Origin of the sequence: Marinobacterium aestuariivivens (assembly GCF_042661465.1) — a bacterium.
Taxonomy (GTDB): domain Bacteria; phylum Pseudomonadota; class Gammaproteobacteria; order Pseudomonadales; family Balneatricaceae; genus Marinobacterium_A; species Marinobacterium_A aestuariivivens.
This window is the reverse complement of record NZ_JBHSWE010000001.1, coordinates 1,387,391-1,405,197: the sequence shown is the minus strand read 5'-3', so window position 1 is coordinate 1,405,197 and position 17,807 is coordinate 1,387,391. Positions and strand designations below refer to the sequence as shown.

18 protein-coding genes and 3 pseudogenes are annotated in these 17,807 nt (G+C 62.0%); 3 read left to right on the top strand and 18 right to left on the bottom strand.

The genetic code is table 11. The features are described from left to right. Nucleotides 1-10 precede the first annotated feature (10 nt). From ACFQDL_RS07380 to ACFQDL_RS07365, 4 genes are read right to left on the bottom strand one after another with little or no spacing between them, the layout of a single operon-like run. Complete coding sequence (locus ACFQDL_RS07380; RefSeq protein WP_379908447.1) at nt 11-1,207, bottom strand: cysteine desulfurase family protein; 1,197 nt, start codon at nt 1,205-1,207, stop codon at nt 11-13. Next, nucleotides 1,204-1,584 carry an iron-sulfur cluster assembly scaffold protein gene (locus ACFQDL_RS07375; protein WP_379908446.1) on the bottom strand — a complete coding sequence of 127 codons (381 nt, stop codon included), beginning with the start codon at nt 1,582-1,584 and terminating at the stop codon, nt 1,204-1,206. Before ACFQDL_RS07375 ends, ACFQDL_RS07380 begins: the two co-directional genes overlap by 4 nt. Nucleotides 1,585-1,610: 26 nt before the next feature. Continuing rightward, nucleotides 1,611-1,844 (bottom strand): hypothetical protein, encoded by a 234-nt coding sequence (locus ACFQDL_RS07370; RefSeq protein WP_379908445.1) that lies wholly within the window; start codon nt 1,842-1,844, stop codon nt 1,611-1,613. A gap of 32 nt (nt 1,845-1,876) precedes the next feature. Next, nucleotides 1,877-2,797: a LuxE/PaaK family acyltransferase gene (locus ACFQDL_RS07365; RefSeq protein ID WP_379908444.1), complete on the bottom strand. Its 921-nt coding sequence runs from the start codon at nt 2,795-2,797 to the stop codon at nt 1,877-1,879. A 1,191-nt stretch (nt 2,798-3,988) separates the two neighbouring features. Here ACFQDL_RS07365 and ACFQDL_RS07360 point away from each other — a divergent pair. The 3 genes from ACFQDL_RS07360 (at nt 3,989) to ACFQDL_RS07350 (ending at nt 6,516) form a co-directional block, all read left to right on the top strand. Then, nucleotides 3,989-5,578, top strand: coding sequence for a BCCT family transporter (locus ACFQDL_RS07360; protein ID WP_379908443.1), 1,590 nt, complete (start codon nt 3,989-3,991; stop codon nt 5,576-5,578). A gap of 168 nt (nt 5,579-5,746) precedes the next feature. Next, the gene (locus tag ACFQDL_RS07355; protein ID WP_379908442.1) at nt 5,747-6,001 is read left to right on the top strand and encodes a hypothetical protein; all 255 of its coding nucleotides are present in this window, start codon (nt 5,747-5,749) and stop codon (nt 5,999-6,001) included. A 29-nt stretch (nt 6,002-6,030) separates the two neighbouring features. After that, entirely contained in the window at nt 6,031-6,516 is a 486-nt protein-coding gene (locus tag ACFQDL_RS07350; RefSeq protein ID WP_379908441.1) for a pyridoxamine 5'-phosphate oxidase family protein, read from the top strand. A 107-nt stretch (nt 6,517-6,623) separates the two neighbouring features. Here the strand turns inward: ACFQDL_RS07350 and bfr (ACFQDL_RS07345) are convergent, their stop codons facing one another. The 14 genes and pseudogenes from bfr (ACFQDL_RS07345) to ACFQDL_RS07280 all read right to left on the bottom strand — a co-directional run bounded on the left by bfr (ACFQDL_RS07345) (nt 6,624) and on the right by ACFQDL_RS07280 (nt 17,770). Then, nucleotides 6,624-7,091, bottom strand: coding sequence for a bacterioferritin (gene bfr / locus ACFQDL_RS07345; RefSeq protein ID WP_379908440.1), 468 nt, complete (start codon nt 7,089-7,091; stop codon nt 6,624-6,626). A 15-nt stretch (nt 7,092-7,106) separates the two neighbouring features. After that, nucleotides 7,107-7,571 (bottom strand): bacterioferritin, encoded by a 465-nt coding sequence (bfr, locus tag ACFQDL_RS07340; protein ID WP_379908439.1) that lies wholly within the window; start codon nt 7,569-7,571, stop codon nt 7,107-7,109. A 169-nt stretch (nt 7,572-7,740) separates the two neighbouring features. After that, on the bottom strand, nt 7,741-9,858 hold the full coding sequence (locus ACFQDL_RS07335) for a TonB-dependent siderophore receptor (protein ID WP_379908438.1): 2,118 nt from the start codon (nt 9,856-9,858) through the stop codon (nt 7,741-7,743). A gap of 394 nt (nt 9,859-10,252) precedes the next feature. Beyond that, complete coding sequence (locus ACFQDL_RS07330; protein WP_379913486.1) at nt 10,253-10,567, bottom strand: hypothetical protein; 315 nt, start codon at nt 10,565-10,567, stop codon at nt 10,253-10,255. Between the two features lie 23 nt (nt 10,568-10,590). Then, on the bottom strand, nt 10,591-11,223 hold the full coding sequence (locus tag ACFQDL_RS07325; RefSeq protein WP_379912944.1) for an iron chelate uptake ABC transporter family permease subunit: 633 nt from the start codon (nt 11,221-11,223) through the stop codon (nt 10,591-10,593). Nucleotides 11,224-11,296: 73 nt separating this feature from the next. After that, nucleotides 11,297-11,554: pseudogene (locus ACFQDL_RS07320) on the bottom strand (iron chelate uptake ABC transporter family permease subunit); the annotation flags it as partial. Between the two features lie 44 nt (nt 11,555-11,598). Beyond that, a pseudogene (locus ACFQDL_RS07315) lies at nt 11,599-12,507 on the bottom strand (iron chelate uptake ABC transporter family permease subunit); the annotation flags it as partial. A 38-nt stretch (nt 12,508-12,545) separates the two neighbouring features. Then, on the bottom strand, nt 12,546-12,896 hold the full coding sequence (locus tag ACFQDL_RS07310) for a TroA family protein (RefSeq protein WP_379913484.1): 351 nt from the start codon (nt 12,894-12,896) through the stop codon (nt 12,546-12,548). 98 nt (nt 12,897-12,994) lie between these two features. Beyond that, a pseudogene (locus ACFQDL_RS07305) lies at nt 12,995-13,453 on the bottom strand (ABC transporter substrate-binding protein); the annotation flags it as partial. A gap of 11 nt (nt 13,454-13,464) precedes the next feature. Next, nucleotides 13,465-14,232: an ABC transporter ATP-binding protein gene (locus tag ACFQDL_RS07300; RefSeq protein WP_379908437.1), complete on the bottom strand. Its 768-nt coding sequence runs from the start codon at nt 14,230-14,232 to the stop codon at nt 13,465-13,467. Further along, the gene (locus tag ACFQDL_RS07295; protein ID WP_379908436.1) at nt 14,216-14,950 is read right to left on the bottom strand and encodes a siderophore ferric iron reductase; all 735 of its coding nucleotides are present in this window, start codon (nt 14,948-14,950) and stop codon (nt 14,216-14,218) included. Before ACFQDL_RS07295 ends, ACFQDL_RS07300 begins: the two co-directional genes overlap by 17 nt. 248 nt (nt 14,951-15,198) lie before the next feature. After that, entirely contained in the window at nt 15,199-15,879 is a 681-nt protein-coding gene (locus tag ACFQDL_RS07290; protein ID WP_379908435.1) for an EAL domain-containing protein, read from the bottom strand. Further along, nucleotides 15,807-16,559: a GGDEF domain-containing protein gene (locus ACFQDL_RS07285; RefSeq protein WP_379908434.1), complete on the bottom strand. Its 753-nt coding sequence runs from the start codon at nt 16,557-16,559 to the stop codon at nt 15,807-15,809. The genes ACFQDL_RS07290 and ACFQDL_RS07285 overlap by 73 nt, the downstream gene beginning before the upstream one ends. Further along, complete coding sequence (locus ACFQDL_RS07280; protein ID WP_379908433.1) at nt 16,529-17,770, bottom strand: hypothetical protein; 1,242 nt, start codon at nt 17,768-17,770, stop codon at nt 16,529-16,531. The genes ACFQDL_RS07285 and ACFQDL_RS07280 overlap by 31 nt, the downstream gene beginning before the upstream one ends. Between the last annotated feature and the right edge of the window lie 37 nt (nt 17,771-17,807).

The window sequence follows — 17,807 nt, the reverse complement described above, 5'->3', positions numbered from 1 at the left end:
CGAGTCTGGTTCATCTTGATGGTCCCCTATCCGCTGAAATCCATGGCCCTGAGCTGCGCCACGCGGCGCTCCAGGACACGACGAAACGATCGATATCGTCCAGTCGGGTGAAGCGGCCGAAACTGATCCGGATCGCGCTCTGGATCTCCTCATCGGCCAGTCCCATCGCCTGCAGCACTGGGGACAGCTGTCTGCTCTTGTTGTTGCTGCAGGCGGAGCCGACCGACACCACGATGCCGTCCTTTTTCTCCATCAGCAGCGCCAGCGCCTCGCCACGGATGCCCGGGATCGACAGGTTGACGGTATTGGAGATGGCGGCGTCGTAGTCGCTGGCCCCGTTGACCCGCGTTTCGATTTCGGCACTGGACAGCCGCTGTATCAGTCGCTGCTTGCAGTTCAGGTTGTGCCGGTCCCAGTTGTCGAGTTCACGCCGGCATTCGTCGGCGGCCTCGCCGAGCCCGGCGATGGCAACGAGGTTCTCGGTGCCAGAGCGCATCGCCATCTCCTGGCCACCACCGTGGATCAGCGGCGAGATTCTGTCGATGTCCCGGATATAGAGTCCGCCGATTCCCTTGGGACCGTAGAACTTGTGCGCCGAGAAGGAGACGAAATCGGCCCCCAGTGTCTCGACATTCAGTGCCCGCTTGCCGACGGCCTGGACCGCGTCAACGTGAAACGGAATGCCGCGGGCCCGGGCCAGTCGGGCTACCTGCTCCATCGGCTGGATCACGCCGGTTTCGTTGTTGGCATACATCATCGAAATCAAGCAGGTATCGGGCCGAATGGCATCGGCGACGGCATCGGGATTGACGGCACCGTTCGCTCCCGGTTTCAGGCAGGTGACCTCGAAGCCGAACTGACGGGCGCAATAGCGGATGGTTTCGAGCACCGACGGGTGCTCGATCGCCGTGGTCAGGATGTGGCCGGGCGAGGTCAGGTGATTCAGCAAGCTGCCCTTGATCGCCCAGTTGTTGGCCTCCGAGCCGCCGGATGTGAAAAACACCTTTTCCGGTTCGGTGCCCAGCAGGCAGGCGACCCGGGCCTTGGACTCGCGCATCAGTTCGCGGTTGCTGGTAGAGGGAACCGTGCGGCCCGACGGGTTGGCGAAGCGCCGCAGCGCGGCGGTCATCGCCTTCGCGACCGCCTCGGAAACCGGGGTGGTGGCGTTGTAGTCGAAGTAACCTTCGATCGGATGAGCATCGATCATGCCGTTGCCTCCCGACGGTCGCCGCCGACCAGGCCGATCAGACGCCGGTGCAACTGTTGCAGAATCTCGACACAGTGGTGCTGCGACGGCTCCAGCTCGCCGAGCATGGCCTCGATCTCGCTTTCGCTACGATCGTCCAGCTGCCCGAGAGGCCGGGTCTCGAGCGAGGCACAGAAGATATTGGCTGTCGCCACCGAGGTGGCACAGCCCCAGGCGCGAAACTTCGCATGTTCGATCTGGCCGCCGTGGGCACTGATCTGGATGCGGATACGGTCCCCGCAGACCGGGTTGCCGATTTCGTATTCGTAATCGGGCTCGTCTATATCGCCGACGTGGGCGGGATCGGAAAAGTTGTCGATGATGATGTCGTTGTACATGCTGGCTTCTCTTTTCCTGGCTTCGTTCAGGCAACGACCGGACAGCTGCCGCTTGCGGCCTGCTCTGAGTCCAGGTCTTCCAGGCGCTTGTCCAGGTTCACCGCGCAGCAGCCGAATTCCTTCGACTCGGGCAGTCGCATGACGTACTGCATGCGCTGGCCGCTGCGGCCAGAACGGCTCGGTTCCGGCAGCAGCCGTACCAGATCCTCGGTGAGCATGAAGCCTGGCGTGGAGCGGGCGAGGGGGTCGAGAATCGCCAACTGGCCGGTCTCGCCCGGCGCGACCTCGCGGTTCAGCTGTTTCGGGTCGCGTACCGAGAAGTGGATGAAGGGGAGACGTGCTTGACGCCGTGCTCGTCGTCGATGGCGATGACGTTGGATTCGACCAGCGCATAGATATCGCGGATCTGGCTCTCCTCGACACCCAGATACTCCATGCATTCGCGGTTGAACTCCGCGCGCGACAGCATCTGGCCGGAGAAGCGTTTCCAGCCACCGAGCGTGATGATGTAACTGCTCTTGTCGAGCTTGACGCGGGTGTCGGTGGCCTTGAGGTAGCTGATGAAACGGTTGATCAGGAACGGCGGGCCGATCAGGTGACGGCTGAACTTCTGATTCCAGTCCTCGAGCTGCGCCAGCGCCTCTTCGGGCTTGAACGACTCCTCACGGACCATGAAACGGTGGGTATCCAGCAGGCCGGCGAGCATGTTGAGCGCCTTGATCATGCCCATTTCCGGAATTTCCTCGGTCGAAGGGCAGAGGTAGAGACCGGCGCCCTTGGATATCTTGAGGAACTCGCGGTACATGGCGTAGATCCCCAGCACTGCATTGTCGACCGTGTTTGCGCAGCGGCGCGAGACACTGGGGATGCCGGAGGTACCGGTGCTGCGCATTTCCAGTTCGACGTCACGCAGACTGACCGAAAGCAGCTTGTGGCTGTCGTTGGACTTGAACAGCTCGATCGGAATCAGCGGAATTCGGACCAGATCGGCCGGAGACTGGATCGTATCGGGCGTCACGCCCTTGTCGTCGCAGGCGGTACGGAAAAAGGCGTTGCGTTCATAGTGAAAGGAAAAGGCTTCGCGGATAAGACCTGATTTGAAATCCAGCAGTGTTTCATCCGGCATCGCATAAAGTTCCGATACCGACGATAGTGCCACTTTCAAGGGGTCCAGTCCGTTATCCTTCAGGGTTTTATGCAGCAGCGTCGACATTTCAATTTCCTTTTAAAAGGTCATGTTGGGTTGCGGCTTACTCGCTTTTTTCATAAGCCGGTTGTTATTATTTTTTACGCCTGGTGGCGTCCGCCTTGAGAGTCGGCTGGAATCATCAGGTCTGACGTATTAATCGAGCAATTCCTGATGCAACTTCAGGGGGAGCGGGGGGAGTGACGGCTGGGCGCTGCCTGGCAGGCAAGCGGAGGTCTTGCTGCCGGCACTGTGAAAGGCCCGAAAAAGGGCGCATGGGCGTTCAATCATCGTGCTACCTTCCGTGGTATTTTTGTCCCTGCAATGCTTCGCTACAGCTCGCCGGTCATAAAAGATTCTGACACTTTATTATGACTGTGGCATGAAGCTGCTTGAAGATACTGATTCATCGAAAGGAAGTCAAATTGTCAAACAGTTGTTTGATTGCGCTTTTGTTTATATTTTGAAACATGATTTATCGGTGGATTTTGTTTCTATATATTTTCCAGTAATTCCGAAATTTGAGGTTTTATGGCTATTGTGTTCAACTATTAACCTGGCTGACAAATAGGTTCCCTGCCTATTTTGTCAGTCACGCCACAAAAGCGGGCGCAGGTGCGCGGACATGCTGGCTTTGGTGGCGTTCGCATTGGCCTGCGGCCAATGGTGAAGCATCCCTGCTTCATGTATTAATCCGCCGGGTTAATATTTTGGTGCTGGTGAATTTTGTGTAGATAATAGGCATTCTGTGATGGGTTATGTTTGGGTGTCGGATATTCCGGTAGTGAGGTCTGACTTCTGATAATACGGGTTTTGCCGGCTATGTGCGCCCATCGTTGTCGTCCCGGTTTCCCGGTCGCCGGTGGCCGTCGGAGTGAGCCGACAGCAGGAGGCGGTGTCCGGCTGTCCGACCGGTTGCTTCCATCGGTTCCGGTTGCGCGTTTGCGGGTCGAAAAGACTCTGTTGTCAGTCGGCACGAACGACGCTATCAGGATTCCAATGTCGCCATAGCGTCATTTCGGCAATGTTGGTGTCGTTATCAGAACACTGGCTCCGGGGGGCTTTGTAAGATTGTCTGGCCATTGCGCCGAGAGGTTTCTGCTGCCAGTTGCATTGATGCATATCAAGTCTTTGTTGTCGGCATGCAGGAACGAAAACCGCGCAAAATAACAATAACGACGATCGGACAATCAACCCGATACGGGTGAGGAGTGCTGCATGAACGCTGGTGTAGAAACCGCGACGGCTACAGCCGTAACAAGAAACGAGTACGACACGGACTATGAATTGGGTCAAGATAACGTACAGATTATGGGTATGGATATCCATAATCCTGTCTTCGGCGTCAGTGCCGGCCTGATTCTTCTTTTCATTATGGGAACGCTGCTGTTCCCCGCTGAAGCCAAGGTTGCCATGACCGGCGCCAGAAGCTGGTCGATCGAAAACTTCGACTGGCTATTCATGATTGGCTGCAATGCCTTCGTTATTTTCTGTCTGGCCCTGATCGTTCTGCCGATCGGCCGGGTCCGTCTCGGTGGCACCGCCGCCAGGCCGGAATTTTCCACTGTATCGTGGTTCTCGATGCTGTTTGCTGCCGGCATGGGCATTGGGCTGATGTTCTGGAGCGTAGCCGAACCCGTTGCCTACTACACCGACTGGTACGGTACGCCTCTGAATGTTGCCGCGAAGACGCCTGAAGGCGCTTCGATGGCGCTGGGCGCCACCATGTTTCACTGGGGCCTGCATCCCTGGGCGATCTACGGTGTAGTGGCGCTGGCACTGGCCTTCTTCTGCTACAACAAGGGTCTGCCGATGACCGTGCGCTCGGCGTTTTATCCGTTGCTGGGTGAGCGCTGCTGGGGGCCGATCGGTCACGTCATCGACATCCTGGCGGTACTGGCGACCATCTTTGGACTGGCAACCTCGCTGGGTTTTGGCGCTCAGCAGGCTGCCAGCGGTCTGAACTACCTGTTCGGCATCGAGAACAACATCAGTACCCAGATCGCCGTGATCGTCGGTGTGACCTGTGTCGCGCTGCTGTCGGTGGCCCGCGGTCTCGATGGTGGCGTCAAGCTGCTCAGCAACATCAATATGATCATCGCCGCCGGCCTGATTGCGCTGGTCATCGTTCTGGGGCCCACTCTGGAGATCTTCCGTTCCATGGGCACCATCCTGGGCAGCTATGCCGAAAACATCGTGCCGCTGAGCAACTGGGTCGGCCGTGAAGACGGCACCTGGTTCCATGGCTGGACCGTGTTCTACTGGGCCTGGTGGGTGTCCTGGTCGCCGTTCGTTGGCATGTTCATTGCGCGGGTGTCCAAAGGTCGTACCGTGCGTGAATTCATGATCGCCGTGCTGCTGGTCCCGACCCTGGTGACCGTGGTCTGGATGGGCGTGCTCGGTGGCACCGCCCTCGAGCAGGCACAGTCCGGCGTCGGTGCCCTGGCGGGCGGTATCTCCGATGTTTCACTGGCCATGTTCCAGATGTTCGAGAACCTGCCGCTGACCATGCTGATGTCTTCCGTCGCCGTCATGCTGGTTCTGGTGTTCTTCATCACCTCGGCCGACTCCGGATCCCTGGTCATCGACAGTATCACGTCCGGCGGCAAGACCGATGCGCCGATGCTGCAGCGCCTGTTCTGGGCTACGCTGGTGGGTATCATCGCCGGCGTGCTGCTGATCGGTGGCGGCGCCGATGCGCTGACGGCACTGCAGGCCGGTGCGATCACGACCGGGCTGCCGTTCACTCTGGTGCTGACGCTGATGTGTGTGAGTCTGTACAAGGGGCTGAAAACGGAGATTTACTGAAGGCTGTGTATGTCGTAAGGCGTAGGTGCGTAAGGCGCGGGATTATATTTTCCAACGCTTAACGCTTAACGCTTAACGCTTAACGCTTAACGCCTTACGAAAGCAAAACAATGGGTGCCGACGCGGGTCGGCGCCCCTTTTCTTTTGCGGCAGAGAGAGGACACAATCATGATGTATGCCGATCTGATCGATCAGGACGATTTCCGCGAGCGACTGGTGCATCTCGGGGTGCCGATCAGCAATGGCTCCGATGCGGAAAGCTGTTGCCGGCAACTGTTGAACTGGCTGGCCAAGCCCCAGGGGGCTGTCAGCAAGGCGCAGGCGACAGCACTGGTCCATGAGCTGCGGGCGCAGCGCGAGTTGATGCTGCCGGATGTTGCCAGGGCTATCGATCAGTATCTGGTACCGGCACTGGGGCGCTGATTCCGTGCATAGTAGTGGAGTGAGACGGCATGGAAAACAAGGGGCCAGTGCTGAGCTCGGCGGACGATGATCCGGCACTGATCGCAGAAGTGCAGGATTTCATCGCCTCGCGCAAGCTGCTTTTCCTCGCCAGTCTCACGCCCGGCGGGCGATCCCATGCCAGCACGGCTCCTTTCCTGGTCGTCGATGGCCGCTTCTATCTTTTCCTCAGTGATCTTTCCGAACATGCGGTGAACCTGAAGACCAATCCGCACGCTTCGCTGATGCTGGCTGCCGACGAAGCCGATACCCGCCAGCCCTTTGCCCGGCTGCGGCTGAGCTTCGATGTCGAGGCGGCACTGATCGGTCGCGATGATCCCCGATGGACACCGCTGCTCGAACGTATCGGCGAGCGTTTCGGATCGGTCATCGACCAGCTCAGGACGCTGGCGGATTTCAATCTGTTCGAGCTGGTGCCGGCCAATGGCCGGTATGTGAAGGGGTTCGGCAAGGCGTACAGGATAGGCAGGCTGTAAGCTTCAAGCTACAAACGGTGACTGTGGCGCCGGTGTTCGGACAGGAGGGACGGCACCGGGCCAGGGTGTAGGTCCGGTGCTGTTGCCGACGCGGACGGCGGGGTGGGCTACATCTGCGACTGCAGATAGTTCTGCAGCCCGACCTTCTTGATCAGCCCGAGCTGCTTTTCCAGCCAGTAGGCGTGATCCTGCTCGGTATCGGCCAGCAGCTTCTCCAGAATTTCCCGGCTCTGGTAGTCCTTCTGGCTTTCGCAGAGCTTGATCGCGTCCTTCAGGGCCTTGTCGACGTCGTACTCGAGCTGGAGATCGTTCTCGAGCATCTCCTGTACCGACTTGCCGATCCTGAGGTCGTCGCGCTTGGTCATGTCCGGTGTCCCTTCGAGGAACAGGATCCGTTCGATCAGCAGTGCCGCATGGCCTTTCTCGTCGTCGAATTCATGGTCGATGCGCTCGTACAGCTTGTTGAATCCCCAGTCCTGATACATCCGGGAATGGATGAAGTACTGATCCATCGCCGCGAGTTCGCTGGCCAGCAGGGTGTTCAGGCTGTCGATGACCTTCTTGTTGCCTTTCATTGAGCGACCTCCCGCCTACATCTGCGACTGCAGATAATTTTCGATGCCGATATCCCGAATCAGGGTCTGCTGGGTTTCGAGCCAGTCGACGTATTCCTCCTCGTCTTCGAGGATATCTTCCAGTAGCTCGCGGCTGACATAGTCGCCCTGGGACTCGCAGTAGGCTATGGCTTCGCGCAGCTGAGCCAGCTGCTCCATCTCCAGATCCAGGTCGCACTGCAGCATCTCTTCGGTATGCTCGCCGATACGCAGGGCGTTGAGTTTCTGGAGATTGGGAAGCCCTTCGAGGAAGAGCACGCGTTCGATCAGGTCGTCCGCCTGCTTCATGTCCTTGATCGATTTCCTGTATTCCTTTTCGTTGAGTTCGCCCAGGCCCCAGTTCTTGAACATCCGGGCATGGAGAAAGTACTGGTTGATCGACGTGAGTTCAGTGGTCAGAACCTGATTGAGGAGGGAAATAACTTTCTTGTCACCCTGCATGACAGCCTCCGCTGGCTACATGATCTGCTTTTTCAGTGTTTGAAGACTAGGCGAGAATTGCCGTCTGAGCCAGTCGCGGATTCAGCGAATGTGGTCGGGCGGCGGGAACCTGTAATTCCGGCCGGCCCTGTTGAAAAAGGGGGAAGGCCGGAGCTCTCCCGGGGGACAGTCAGTATGTCCAGTTCAGCTTCAACATCGCATTGCGCGGCGCGCCGTAGTAGGCCTGATCCCAGCGGACGCTGTTGAGATATTTCTCGTCGGTGCCGTTGTTGAGATTGAGTGTCGCCGACAGGTTCGGCGTGAACTCGTACATCGCCATCAGGTCCAGCAGGCCGTAGCTGTCCTGACGGGCGGCCCCGCTGGAGACTTCGTCCTGCCAGCGGTAGGCGGCACCGACCCTGAGCTGCGGCAGCGACTGCAGACGATAGTTCGTGGCCAGCTTCAACAGGTGGTGCGGCGTGTCCTTCTTGGCCCCATTGCCGTCGGCGTCCTCGATATCGACATAGGTGTAACCGGCCAGTGCCTGCAGCCCCGGCAGCACCTCGCCGGCGAGGTCCAGCTCGAAACCTTCGCTGGTCATGCCGTCGACGCCGACATAGTAGGTATCCACGGAGCCCGGAATGGTGCCGGCGGCTTCGGCGACGTTTTCCTGCTGCGAACGGAACACCGCCAGGGCACCGTAGGCACGGCCGTCGAACAGATCCGCCTTGAGGCCGACTTCGTAGTTGCTGCCTTCGATCGGCTCGAGGCGCTTTCGGTTGATGTCGACTTCGCTCTGCGGATCGAAGATCTCGGTATAGCTGACGTAGGCCGACCAGGTGTCGTTGAGATCGTAAACGGCGCCGGCGTAAGGCGTCAGCTCGTTGTCGTAGGACGTATCCTGGCGGGTGCCGTAGCTCTGGCCCTCGGAATCCAGACTGGTGACGCGCAGGCCGGTGATCAGCGACAGCCGGTCGGTCAGGCTCCAGCGCGCGGCGCCGTAGACGGCGGTCTGCTCGTCTTCCCACTCGCTGCCGGCCACGGCGGCGTCGAAGGCAGGCTCCGGGTAGTCGCCGTCGAAATCCTCCAGCGGGTCCAGGGCCGTGCCGATGCCTCGGCCGTAATTGGACTCGTCCCAGACCTCGGATTCGTACCACTGGGCTCCCAGTACCAGGTCGTGCTCGCGGCCGCCGAGGCTGAACGGGCCGGTGGCATAGAAATCGGCGATCAGCTGATCGCTCTTGAAGTCATAGCGGCTGGGATAGGCGGAGAGTCCAAGCCCGGTATCCGTATCCGGCGCGCCGTAAACGTAGAACAGCTTGCTGTAGGACTTGCTCTTGATCCGCGTGAGGCGGGCAATGCCGTACCAGTCGTTGGCGAGCTGCTGCTTCAGCTCGACGAAGGTATCGCTGGTGGCGTTGTCCCAGTAGGCCCAGTCGGTTGAGGTGCTGGTCGAGACGTCGTAATCGGTCGGGGTGCCGTCGGTGAACTGCATCGGCAGGGCGCCCCAGAGCGGGCTGTCGGCATAGTCGCGCTGCTCGGTGTGACCCAGGGTCAGCAGGGTATTTTTGCCCAGGTCCGCTTCGACGACGCCGTACAGGACGTTGCGTTCCTTCTCGTAGCGATCCAGGTAGGAGCCGCCGTTGTCGGCGACCGCGACCAGACGGCCGCGTACCGTGCCGGCGTCGTTCAGCGGGCCGGCAACGTCGCCCTGCAGGCGGTAATGATCCCAGGAACCGACACCGGCATCCACGGATGCCTGGAAGCTGTCGGTCGGGCGTTTGCGCACCAGGTTGACGGTGGCGGACGGACTGCCGGTGCCGGAGAGCAGGCCGTTGGCGCCGCGCAGCACCTCGACGCGGTCGAAGGTGGCGGTGTCGAGATCGCCGTAGATATTGTCATAGATCGACGGAACCCCAAGGCCGTCGACCTGGAAGTTGGTGATGTCGAAACCGCGGGCCGTGTAATAGGTACGATCGGTCTCGACACGCTCGACCGAGACGCCGGGGGTGAAATCGAGCACCTCGTTGAGGGTATCGAGACTGAAATCCTCGATCTGGGCCCGGGTGACGGTCGCCATCGCCTGCGGGGTTTCGCGTGGCGTCAGTTCGAGCCGGGTGGCACTGCTGACCAGCGGAGCCCGGTAGGATTCGGAATGCTCCGTTTCGGCGCTGATGCCTACTCCGGAGACGTTCAGGGTCTGCAGCAGGACCTCCTGCTGCTGTTCGGCTGCCTGCAGGCCGGTGGCTGCAGTCGTGCCGAGGGCGGTAAGCACGCAGATTGCCAGCGGTTGTTTCCTGAATGCCATGGTCGGACGTTCTCCTTGCAGTTCCTGCCCCCGGCGACGGGTTTACGAGCTTGTCGGTTCGATGCGGGGTTTTGCTAAATGAATATATAGTTAGATGTCTAGTAATATAAATAAAAATCAATCTCATTTGAATGTAGATTCAGGAAAAATTCGGCATTCCCGGTAGCGGGATGGGTAGGGCGATGCCTTGGCACCAATCCAAAAATACTGAGGGGGTACAGGCATCGCGAAACCCGTCATATCGATCGTTTTGCAGATCGATTGGTCGAAGGCGGTATGGAAATGGTGTTGGGTTACGCGGCTTCGCCCCTGCACCCAACCTACGTGGCGCGATGTTTCAACTGCCGTGCCGACCTCCTGTCGGAATCCGTCCCTGTCGGGGCGTCATTCCAACCTATGTGGTGCCGAGGAAGCCGCCCCTCTGGTGGCGCCAGAGCTGGGCGTAGCGGCCGTTCAGCGCCAGCAGCTCGAAGCGGATGCCGCCGCCGCGAATCTGCAACTGGCGGGCCTCCGGCGCGTCCCGTACGGCCTGGGGGCGGGACAGGGTGTTGAGACCGTCCTGGACGGTGCCGATATTGCGGAACAGCCCGGCGATCTCCCACATGATGAACTGGGACAGGCTCTTGAGCCGCAGCAGCCGCGAGCCCGGTGGCTGCTGGACCGGCGTCTCGGGAAACGGCTCGGTCAGGCGTTCGAAATAGTTGAACATGGAGATCCTTGCAATGAAAAGGCTCAGGCCAGACGGCGCCGGGCCAGCAGCCAGACGAAATAGCTGCCGCCGACGATGGAGGCGACAAGGCCGGCGGGGATCTGCATCGGATAGACGACGACCCGCCCCAGCCAGTCGGACAGCAGCATCAGCAGCAGGCCGATAAAGGCCGCCAGCAGCAGCTGCGGCAGCGCCTTGCGTGCGCCGAGCAGGGTCGCCATATGCGGTGCCAGCAGGCCGACGAAGGCGACCGGCCCCATCACCGAGGTCACCAGCGCGCAGATCAGCGAGACCAGGGTCAGCAGCAGGATGCGGGTGCGGGCCAGGTCGAGCCCGCGCCCCGCGGCGATACCTTCGCCGATCGAGATCAGCGTCAGTGCCCGCTGGCAGGCGAGGGCGAGCGCGGCGGTGACGAGAATGCCGGCACTCAGCAGCAGGGCTTCGGATTCGGATACCCGGTAGGTGGAGCCCGACAACCAGCCGATCAGGGCGACGGCGTTTTCGCTGCTGGTGGCCAGGGTGAAGCGCAGCACGGCATCCAGCAGGGCGGCCAGCGAGATTCCCATCAGCGCCATGATCCCGGGGGCATAGCGATGCCGCCGTCCGAGCGCCAGCAGGAGCAGCAGGATCGACAGGCTGCCGCCGAAGGCGACCAGGGCCGGCGGTGCGGATCGAGCCGCCGAACGTCATCGCCGCGATCACCAGCGCCAGCGTCGCGCCGGCCGACAGGCCGAGGATGTCGGGGCTCGCCAGCGGGTTGCGGATCAGGCGCTGCAGCATGACGCCGGCGATCGCCAGTCCGAAGCCCGCCGCAGCCGCCGCGAGGATGCGCGGCCAGCGCAGCGACCAGAGCAGGGCGTCGGGCCACTCGAAGCGCCAGCCGGAACCGGCGGGGCCGAAGGCAACCGATACCAGTACCGCACCCAGCAGCGCCAGGGCGACCGCCTGCCAGAGACGGCGCGGCAGCTCGAGGCGGCCCGTCGGCATCCGTCCCCCTCCTGGTCGCCGGCGGCGAGACGGCGGCGCGACAGCCAGATCAGCGCCGGTGCGCCGATCAGCGCCGCCGCGGCGCCGGTGGGCACCAGCTCGGTCGACCATTGGCTGAAGGCCAGCGCGATGGCATCGGTGGCGGGTAGCAGCAGGGCGCCGAGCAGCAGGCTGTAGCAGAGTTCGTCACGGGCGCCGCGGCTGCCCAGCATGCGCGCCAGGTTCGGGGTCAGCAGGCCGATGAAGCCGATCATGCCGGCCGCGGTGATCGAGACGGCGGTCAGCCAGAGCACCAGCAGCAGCAACCCCAGCATGATCGGCAGCAGGCTCAGGCCGCGGCCCTCGGCGCCGCCATCGCCCAGGCGCAGCAGCGTCAGCGGGCGCGGTGCGATCAGCAGCAACAGCAGGATCGGCAGCAGGCGCGGCGCCAGCCACTGTACCTGCTGCCAGTCGGTCTGGGCGAGATTGCCGGAGCCCCAGATGAAGACATCGCGGGCATACTGGTCGTGGAGCAGCACCAGGCCGAAAGCGAGCGCACCGAACAGCAGGTTCACCGCCATCCCGGCCAGCACCACCGGCAGCCCCCGCAGGCCGTGCCGGCCGGCGATCGTCATCACCAGCAGCACCGCCAGGGCGGCCCCGAGCATCGCCGACCATTCACCGTGCCCGGCGGCGAATGCCGGCCAGGCGATGGTCGTGATCAGCAGGCCGAACCAGGCGCCGGAGGTGGCGCCCAGCGTCATCGGCGAGACCAGGGGATTCTGTAGCAATTGTTGCAGCAGGCTGCCGATCAGTCCCAGGGCGGCGCCGATCAGCAGCGCCAGCGCAAGGCGCGGCAGGCTGGAGAAATGGTACTGGAAGTCGGCGAAGTCCGCCGGGGGCTGCCCCAGCAAAAGGCTCCACTGGCGGGCCAGCGGCAGATCGGTTTCGAGCTGCAGATGTGCCAGTGCCATCAGCGCCAGCAGCGCCAGGGTGATCAGGTAACGACGGGTCATGGCGCGAGCTTTAGCAGGGACTCGGTGAAGGCTTCGGCCTGGTACTGGATCGACAGGGCTCCGCCGTAGGTCCAGACCGGCGCGACGGCGGCGATACGGTTGTTCCTGACGAAGGGCATCATCTGCCAGAGCGGCATCGAGAACAGCGCTTCGGCCTTGGGAAAGGGCTCGATGTAGAGCAGGGTGCCGTCCTCGATCTTCGCCAGGTCCGTGAGCGCCCTCTGGCTCTGTCCCCAGACGGATGGCGGGATCGGCAGCGCCGGCGCCAGTCCCAGGGCCTCGAGCGCGACCTGTGGCATGGAGTTGTCGCCGTAGACGCGGACATGGGCGGTATCCATGAAGCGCACGGCGGTGACCCGGGCAGGGCGTCGCCATAGTGGTCACGCAGTTGGCGCTTCAGTTCCTCGAGTCGCGCGTCGCGCTCGGCGAGGCGGCGCTCGGCTTCGGCTGCGCGGCCCAGGGCCCGGGCCAGCTGGCGGAAGGATCGCAGTACGGCCTGGTGGTTGTCGTGATCGATGCGGTAGTTGTCGAAATAGAGCACCGGCGCGATGCGCTCGAGCCGCTCGACCAGGTCGCGCTGCAGGGTGCCGACGACGATCAGATCCGGCGTGAGTTCGGCGATGCGCTCGATATTGGGTTCGGCGCGGGTGCCGACGTCGGCGCTGTCGGCACTGAGCGCAGGCTGCACGACCCAGTCGCGGTAGCCCTGGATTTCGGCGACCCCGACCGGCGTGACGCCGAGCTCGATCACCTCTTCGGTGGCGCCCCAGTTCAATGTCACGACGCGACGGGCCGGTTGCTCGAAATGGTGCACGCCGAGGCTGTCACGCACCTCGATGGTCGCGGCGAACAGTGGATGGGACAGGGCGAAAAGCAGCAGGGAAATCAGCAGGTATTGATACATGGAAAGGGTTCTCAGGCGACGACGGCGATCTGTTCGGGCTGGCTGGGATGATCACAGAGACGGATCTCGATATCGTAGAGCGCCGACAACCGCTGTTCGCACAGCAGCTCGGAGGGGGCGCCGTCGAATACCAGCCGGCCCTGTTTCAGGGCGATGATGCGATCGGCGAAGCGCAGTGCCAGGTTGATGTCGTGCAGGATGACGGCGATGCCACGGCCGCTGTCGCGGTTGAGCTGGCGCAGCAGCGTCATCAGTTCGTACTGGTGCGACAGGTCCAGCGCCGAAGTCGGCTCGTCGAGCAGCAGCAGCGGCGACTGCTGGGCCAGCAGCATCGCGACCCAGGCCCGCTGGCGTTCGCCGCCGGACAGCAGGTCGGTCAGGTGATCGGCATAGTGGGCGACGTCGGTCTGCGCCATGGCCTGGTCGACGTGCGCCAGGTCGTCGGCCTGCCAGCGGCCGAGCAGCCCCCGCCACGGGAAGCGGCCCAGGCGTACCAGCTCGCGCACGCTGAGGCCGGCGACCTCGGGCAGACGCTGCGGCAGGAAGGCGATACGGCGGGCGAAGGCGCGCTGCGAAAAGGACTCGAGGGGCTTGCCGTCGAGGTACAGCCGGCCTTCGTCGGGCACGAGCTGGCGTGCCGCCAGGTTCATCAAGGTCGACTTGCCCGAGCCGTTGTGACCGAGGATCACGGTGATCTGGTCCTCGGCAAGCCTGAGCAGGTCGAGGCTCAGGATGGTGCGGCCCTGACGGTAGATGCGGATATCATTCAGTTCCAGCATGGTCGCTCCACTCCAGTTGCAGTCGTTCGATGCGTTCGGCCCGCGCAAGGCGCGGGCAGGTGCTGCAGAGCCCGCCGTCAAGACGGCGGTAATGCTGGCAGCAGCCCTTGCGGTCGAGTGCCAGTCGCTGGCCGCCGCCGGGCCGGTCGATGCTCATCAGGTCGCTGGCCCCGTCCAGGTCCAGGGCTGTCAGCCAGCACCGGGCCAGATCGTGGAGGGCGTCGTTGTCCGGCTGCTGTGACTCTGCCTGCAGATGCAGCAGCGTCGCCAGCACGCGGTCGGCGAGCAGGCGCCGGGCCAGGACCGGGTTGATCCGCACCAGCCCCGCCAGCTGCTCCAGCAGCGGATCGCCGAGGCTGCGGATCTCATATGCTGCCTGGGCGATCAGGCGTGACTCCGATCCGGGTTGCAGCGGTTGGTCGGGCAGGGAGTAACCGGCGACGATGCCGTCGCCGGCCTGTTGGCCGAGATTTGTAAAACGAAGCGCGCAGCCGCCCAGATGCACGGCGGCGAGTCCCAGTACCACCGGCTGCCAGATCAGCAGGCCCCAGCAACGGACCGACCAGTAGTGGTGACCGGCTTCCGGGTAATGATGCCGAAGATGCTCGAGCAACGATGCGATGACGCGGCTGTTGTCGGCGCCAGTGACGATATCTCCCGACCGTGGCCGGCCGATGCGGCCCTGCAGGGCCGGTACGAGCCCGGCCGTGTGCGCCATGAGCCCTCTCAGGTCGGGTCGGTGCTGGGGTTGTATCGATTGCATCCTTTCAGATCCGGTGACGATTTACCGGAGGTGAGAATACATTAAGCTAAGAATAATGACAATGATTCGCATTTGTATGTGCGTAAGGTGTAAAGGGTGGGATAGCCCGTAGCCTGGAAAGAGCGAGCGAATTCCGGGGTATCCCTTTGGCGGCAACCGACACCACCCCGTCGGAATTCGCCCCTTCGGGGCATCATTCCAACCTACGTCCTCAGGTCTCCCACCAGCTCTTCCAGCGACAGCGTTGGATGGCCGATATGGTAGCCCTGGGCGTAGTCGATGCCGATCGCCCTGACCTGTTCCAGGATCTCGGCCGACTCGACGAACTCGGCGACGGTTCTGACCTTCAGTTCGCCGGCCAGCCGGGTGATGCTGGTGACGAAGGCGAGATCGCGGCTGTCGTTGGCCATGTTGGCGATGAACTCGCCCTCGATCTTGACGAAGTCGATCGGCAGATGCTTGAGGTAGTGGAAGGACGAGAAGCCTGAGCCGAAGTCGTCGATCGCGAATTTGAAACCGCTGTCCTTGAGACAACTGACGAATTTCTCCAGTGTCGCCATGCTCTTGACGGTGTCGCGCTCGGTGATTTCGAAGACGATGCGTTCGTTGTGGATCGCGTAGGTCCGGGTCAGGGTGCGGATGCGGCGCAGAAAATCGTCGATCAGGATCGAGCGCGGTGACAGGTTGATGAACAGCAGACCGTCATAGCCGCTGCGCTGCACCGCTTCGAACGCCTTCTCCATCACCACGTAGTCTAGCTGATGGACCTTGCCCATCGATTCGGCCAGCTCGATGAACTCGCCGGCGCTCATCAGGCGCTCGTCGGGCAGTCGGATGCGGCACAGTACTTCCACCGCCATCGGTTCGCCGTCGGCATTGGGCATGATCGGCTGGAACGCCGGGATGACGCTGCGATTCTCGATCGCCTCGCTGACCAGCAGGGACTTGCGGTTGAGATCGCGGAAAATATCGGCCAGGTCCTGTTCGTGAGGCAGGCTGATGCGGTCCTTTCCAGGGACTTGGAGCGGTACATCAGGTTGTCGACGAACATGAACAGGTCCTTGCGATTGCGGGCATGGTCCGGATAGAGTCCGACTCCGATGGAGCTGGTGACCCGAACGGTGACGCCGTTGTCCCGCTGCATGCCGAAGTCCTGGGTCGCGGCGAGAATGCGTTCGCTGGTCTCAGCGGCGACTTCCAGGCTGGCCTCCGGCAGGATAACGACGAATTCGTCGCCGCCGTAACGGGCCAGGACATCGCCGGTACGCAGCTGCTGCTGCAAAACGGCCGACAGCTCCGTCAGCAGCTGATCGCCGCAGGCATGGCCGTAGCCGTCGTTGATCGCCTTGAAGTTGTCCAGATCGAGCATCAGCAGTGCGACCTTGTAGCCATGACGCTCGCAGCGGTCCAGTTCGTATTCGAGCAGCTCCCAGAACATGCGCTGGTTGTAGAGATTGGTCAGCGGGTCACGGGTGGCGTAATACTCGAGATCGCGGGTGTACTTGTAGATCGCCTTGACCGAGCCGACCACGTTCAGCAGCGTCGACAGGATGCTCTCCAACACCAGTACACGGGTAGCATCCTTGACGATGTCGGCCTGGACGCCGATGCCGACGATGCCGCCGATCTTCGGGGTTTCGACCAGCAGCGACTTGGTCTGCAGCTCGATCTGACTCGCTGCCAGTTCAAGTGGGTGGTCCGCCTGGGTGATGTTGTGATGGACCTGGAATTCGCTGATGCAGAAGGGGAGTTGCTGTCGCGCAGCCGCTTGAGCACGGCGTCCTCCATCATCTGCCGGGTTTCGGGCGTGGGCTGGCCGTGCCAGAAAATCTCCAGGTCGAACATTTCGTCGTCGACCTTGAAGATCGAGAACATGGTGTAGATCTTCAGTACCTGGCTGATGTCCTGCATCAGTACCTGCACATACTCACGCCAGTCCCGCACCACTTCGGAGGTGATGACGAATTTTTCCAGCAGCCGTATCTCGAACTCGAGCAGGTCCTTGTCCACCGCGATGGTGCGCAGCTTGTCGCTGAGCTGGGCGACCTGGGTGAAGATCCGGTTCAGTTCACGGAAACCGAAGTCGCGGTCGCGCAGCGCCAGCTGCGGCAGGTCCGACAGCGACTCGACCTGGCGGATGCTGTTCGACAGGTGTTCCACCGAGCGGTTGACCCGGGTCGTGACCTTGCGCACGGCCCAGAAGGCGAACAGCAGCGGCAGCGGCGACAGCAGCAGCAGATAGTGCAGCAGCGTGCGGTTGGCGGAACGGAACTGCTCCTTCAGGTCCTGCTGCACCTCGATCACGCCCAGGGTATCGCCGATACGGGCGTTGGTATGACAGGCCTGGCAGGTCTTTTCCGCGCGCAGCGGGTACAGGTAGCGCAGATTGTCGTCGGCGGTATGCCGGGCGACTTCGCCGTGGCCCAGTACCTGTTGCAATTCGGTATCGAGGGCGGGCTGGCGAATCGGTCCGAACAGTTCGGTAACGAGGGGGCCGCGGTAGATCGAGACCTTGAGCTGCTCTTCGTCGTTGGCTTCTTCCAGCCGGCCGATGAACTGCTCGAGCTGCTGGCGGGTCCAACCCTGGCTCATGATCAGGTACATCGCATTGAAGGTGCTCTGGGCGACGGAGCGGGCGACCTGTTCGGCGTTGGCGCGGATGCTGCTGTTATAGGCCTGGCCGGCAACGACGAGCAGCAGCAGGAAACCGATGGCGGAAAACAGCAGGGTTCTCTGCAGCAGGTAGCGTCGGATGCTGGTCGGGCGTCTGTTCATTCCCTGATTTCTCGGCGGCCAAGTTAAAGGTAGGAGA

What these genes read in the sequence shown, in the direction of transcription:
- ACFQDL_RS07335 (WP_379908438.1), bottom strand. Translation starts at nt 9,858, where the DNA reads ATGGCATTCAGGAAACAACCGCTGGCAATCTGCGTGCTTACCGCCCTC.
- ACFQDL_RS07295 (WP_379908436.1), bottom strand. Translation starts at nt 14,950, where the DNA reads ATGGCGCACACGGCCGGGCTCGTACCGGCCCTGCAGGGCCGCATCGGC.
- ACFQDL_RS07355 (WP_379908442.1), top strand. Translation starts at nt 5,747, where the DNA reads ATGATGTATGCCGATCTGATCGATCAGGACGATTTCCGCGAGCGACTG.
- ACFQDL_RS07360 (WP_379908443.1), top strand. Translation starts at nt 3,989, where the DNA reads ATGAACGCTGGTGTAGAAACCGCGACGGCTACAGCCGTAACAAGAAAC.
- ACFQDL_RS07375 (WP_379908446.1), bottom strand. Translation starts at nt 1,584, where the DNA reads ATGTACAACGACATCATCATCGACAACTTTTCCGATCCCGCCCACGTC.
- ACFQDL_RS07280 (WP_379908433.1), bottom strand. Translation starts at nt 17,770, where the DNA reads ATGAACAGACGCCCGACCAGCATCCGACGCTACCTGCTGCAGAGAACC.
- ACFQDL_RS07300 (WP_379908437.1), bottom strand. Translation starts at nt 14,232, where the DNA reads ATGCTGGAACTGAATGATATCCGCATCTACCGTCAGGGCCGCACCATC.
- ACFQDL_RS07380 (WP_379908447.1), bottom strand. Translation starts at nt 1,207, where the DNA reads ATGATCGATGCTCATCCGATCGAAGGTTACTTCGACTACAACGCCACC.
- ACFQDL_RS07290 (WP_379908435.1), bottom strand. Translation starts at nt 15,879, where the DNA reads ATGCCCAATGCCGACGGCGAACCGATGGCGGTGGAAGTACTGTGCCGC.
- bfr (WP_379908439.1), bottom strand. Translation starts at nt 7,571, where the DNA reads ATGCAGGGTGACAAGAAAGTTATTTCCCTCCTCAATCAGGTTCTGACC.
- bfr (WP_379908440.1), bottom strand. Translation starts at nt 7,091, where the DNA reads ATGAAAGGCAACAAGAAGGTCATCGACAGCCTGAACACCCTGCTGGCC.
- ACFQDL_RS07330 (WP_379913486.1), bottom strand. Translation starts at nt 10,567, where the DNA reads ATGTTCAACTATTTCGAACGCCTGACCGAGCCGTTTCCCGAGACGCCG.
- ACFQDL_RS07365 (WP_379908444.1), bottom strand. Translation starts at nt 2,797, where the DNA reads ATGTCGACGCTGCTGCATAAAACCCTGAAGGATAACGGACTGGACCCC.
- ACFQDL_RS07350 (WP_379908441.1), top strand. Translation starts at nt 6,031, where the DNA reads ATGGAAAACAAGGGGCCAGTGCTGAGCTCGGCGGACGATGATCCGGCA.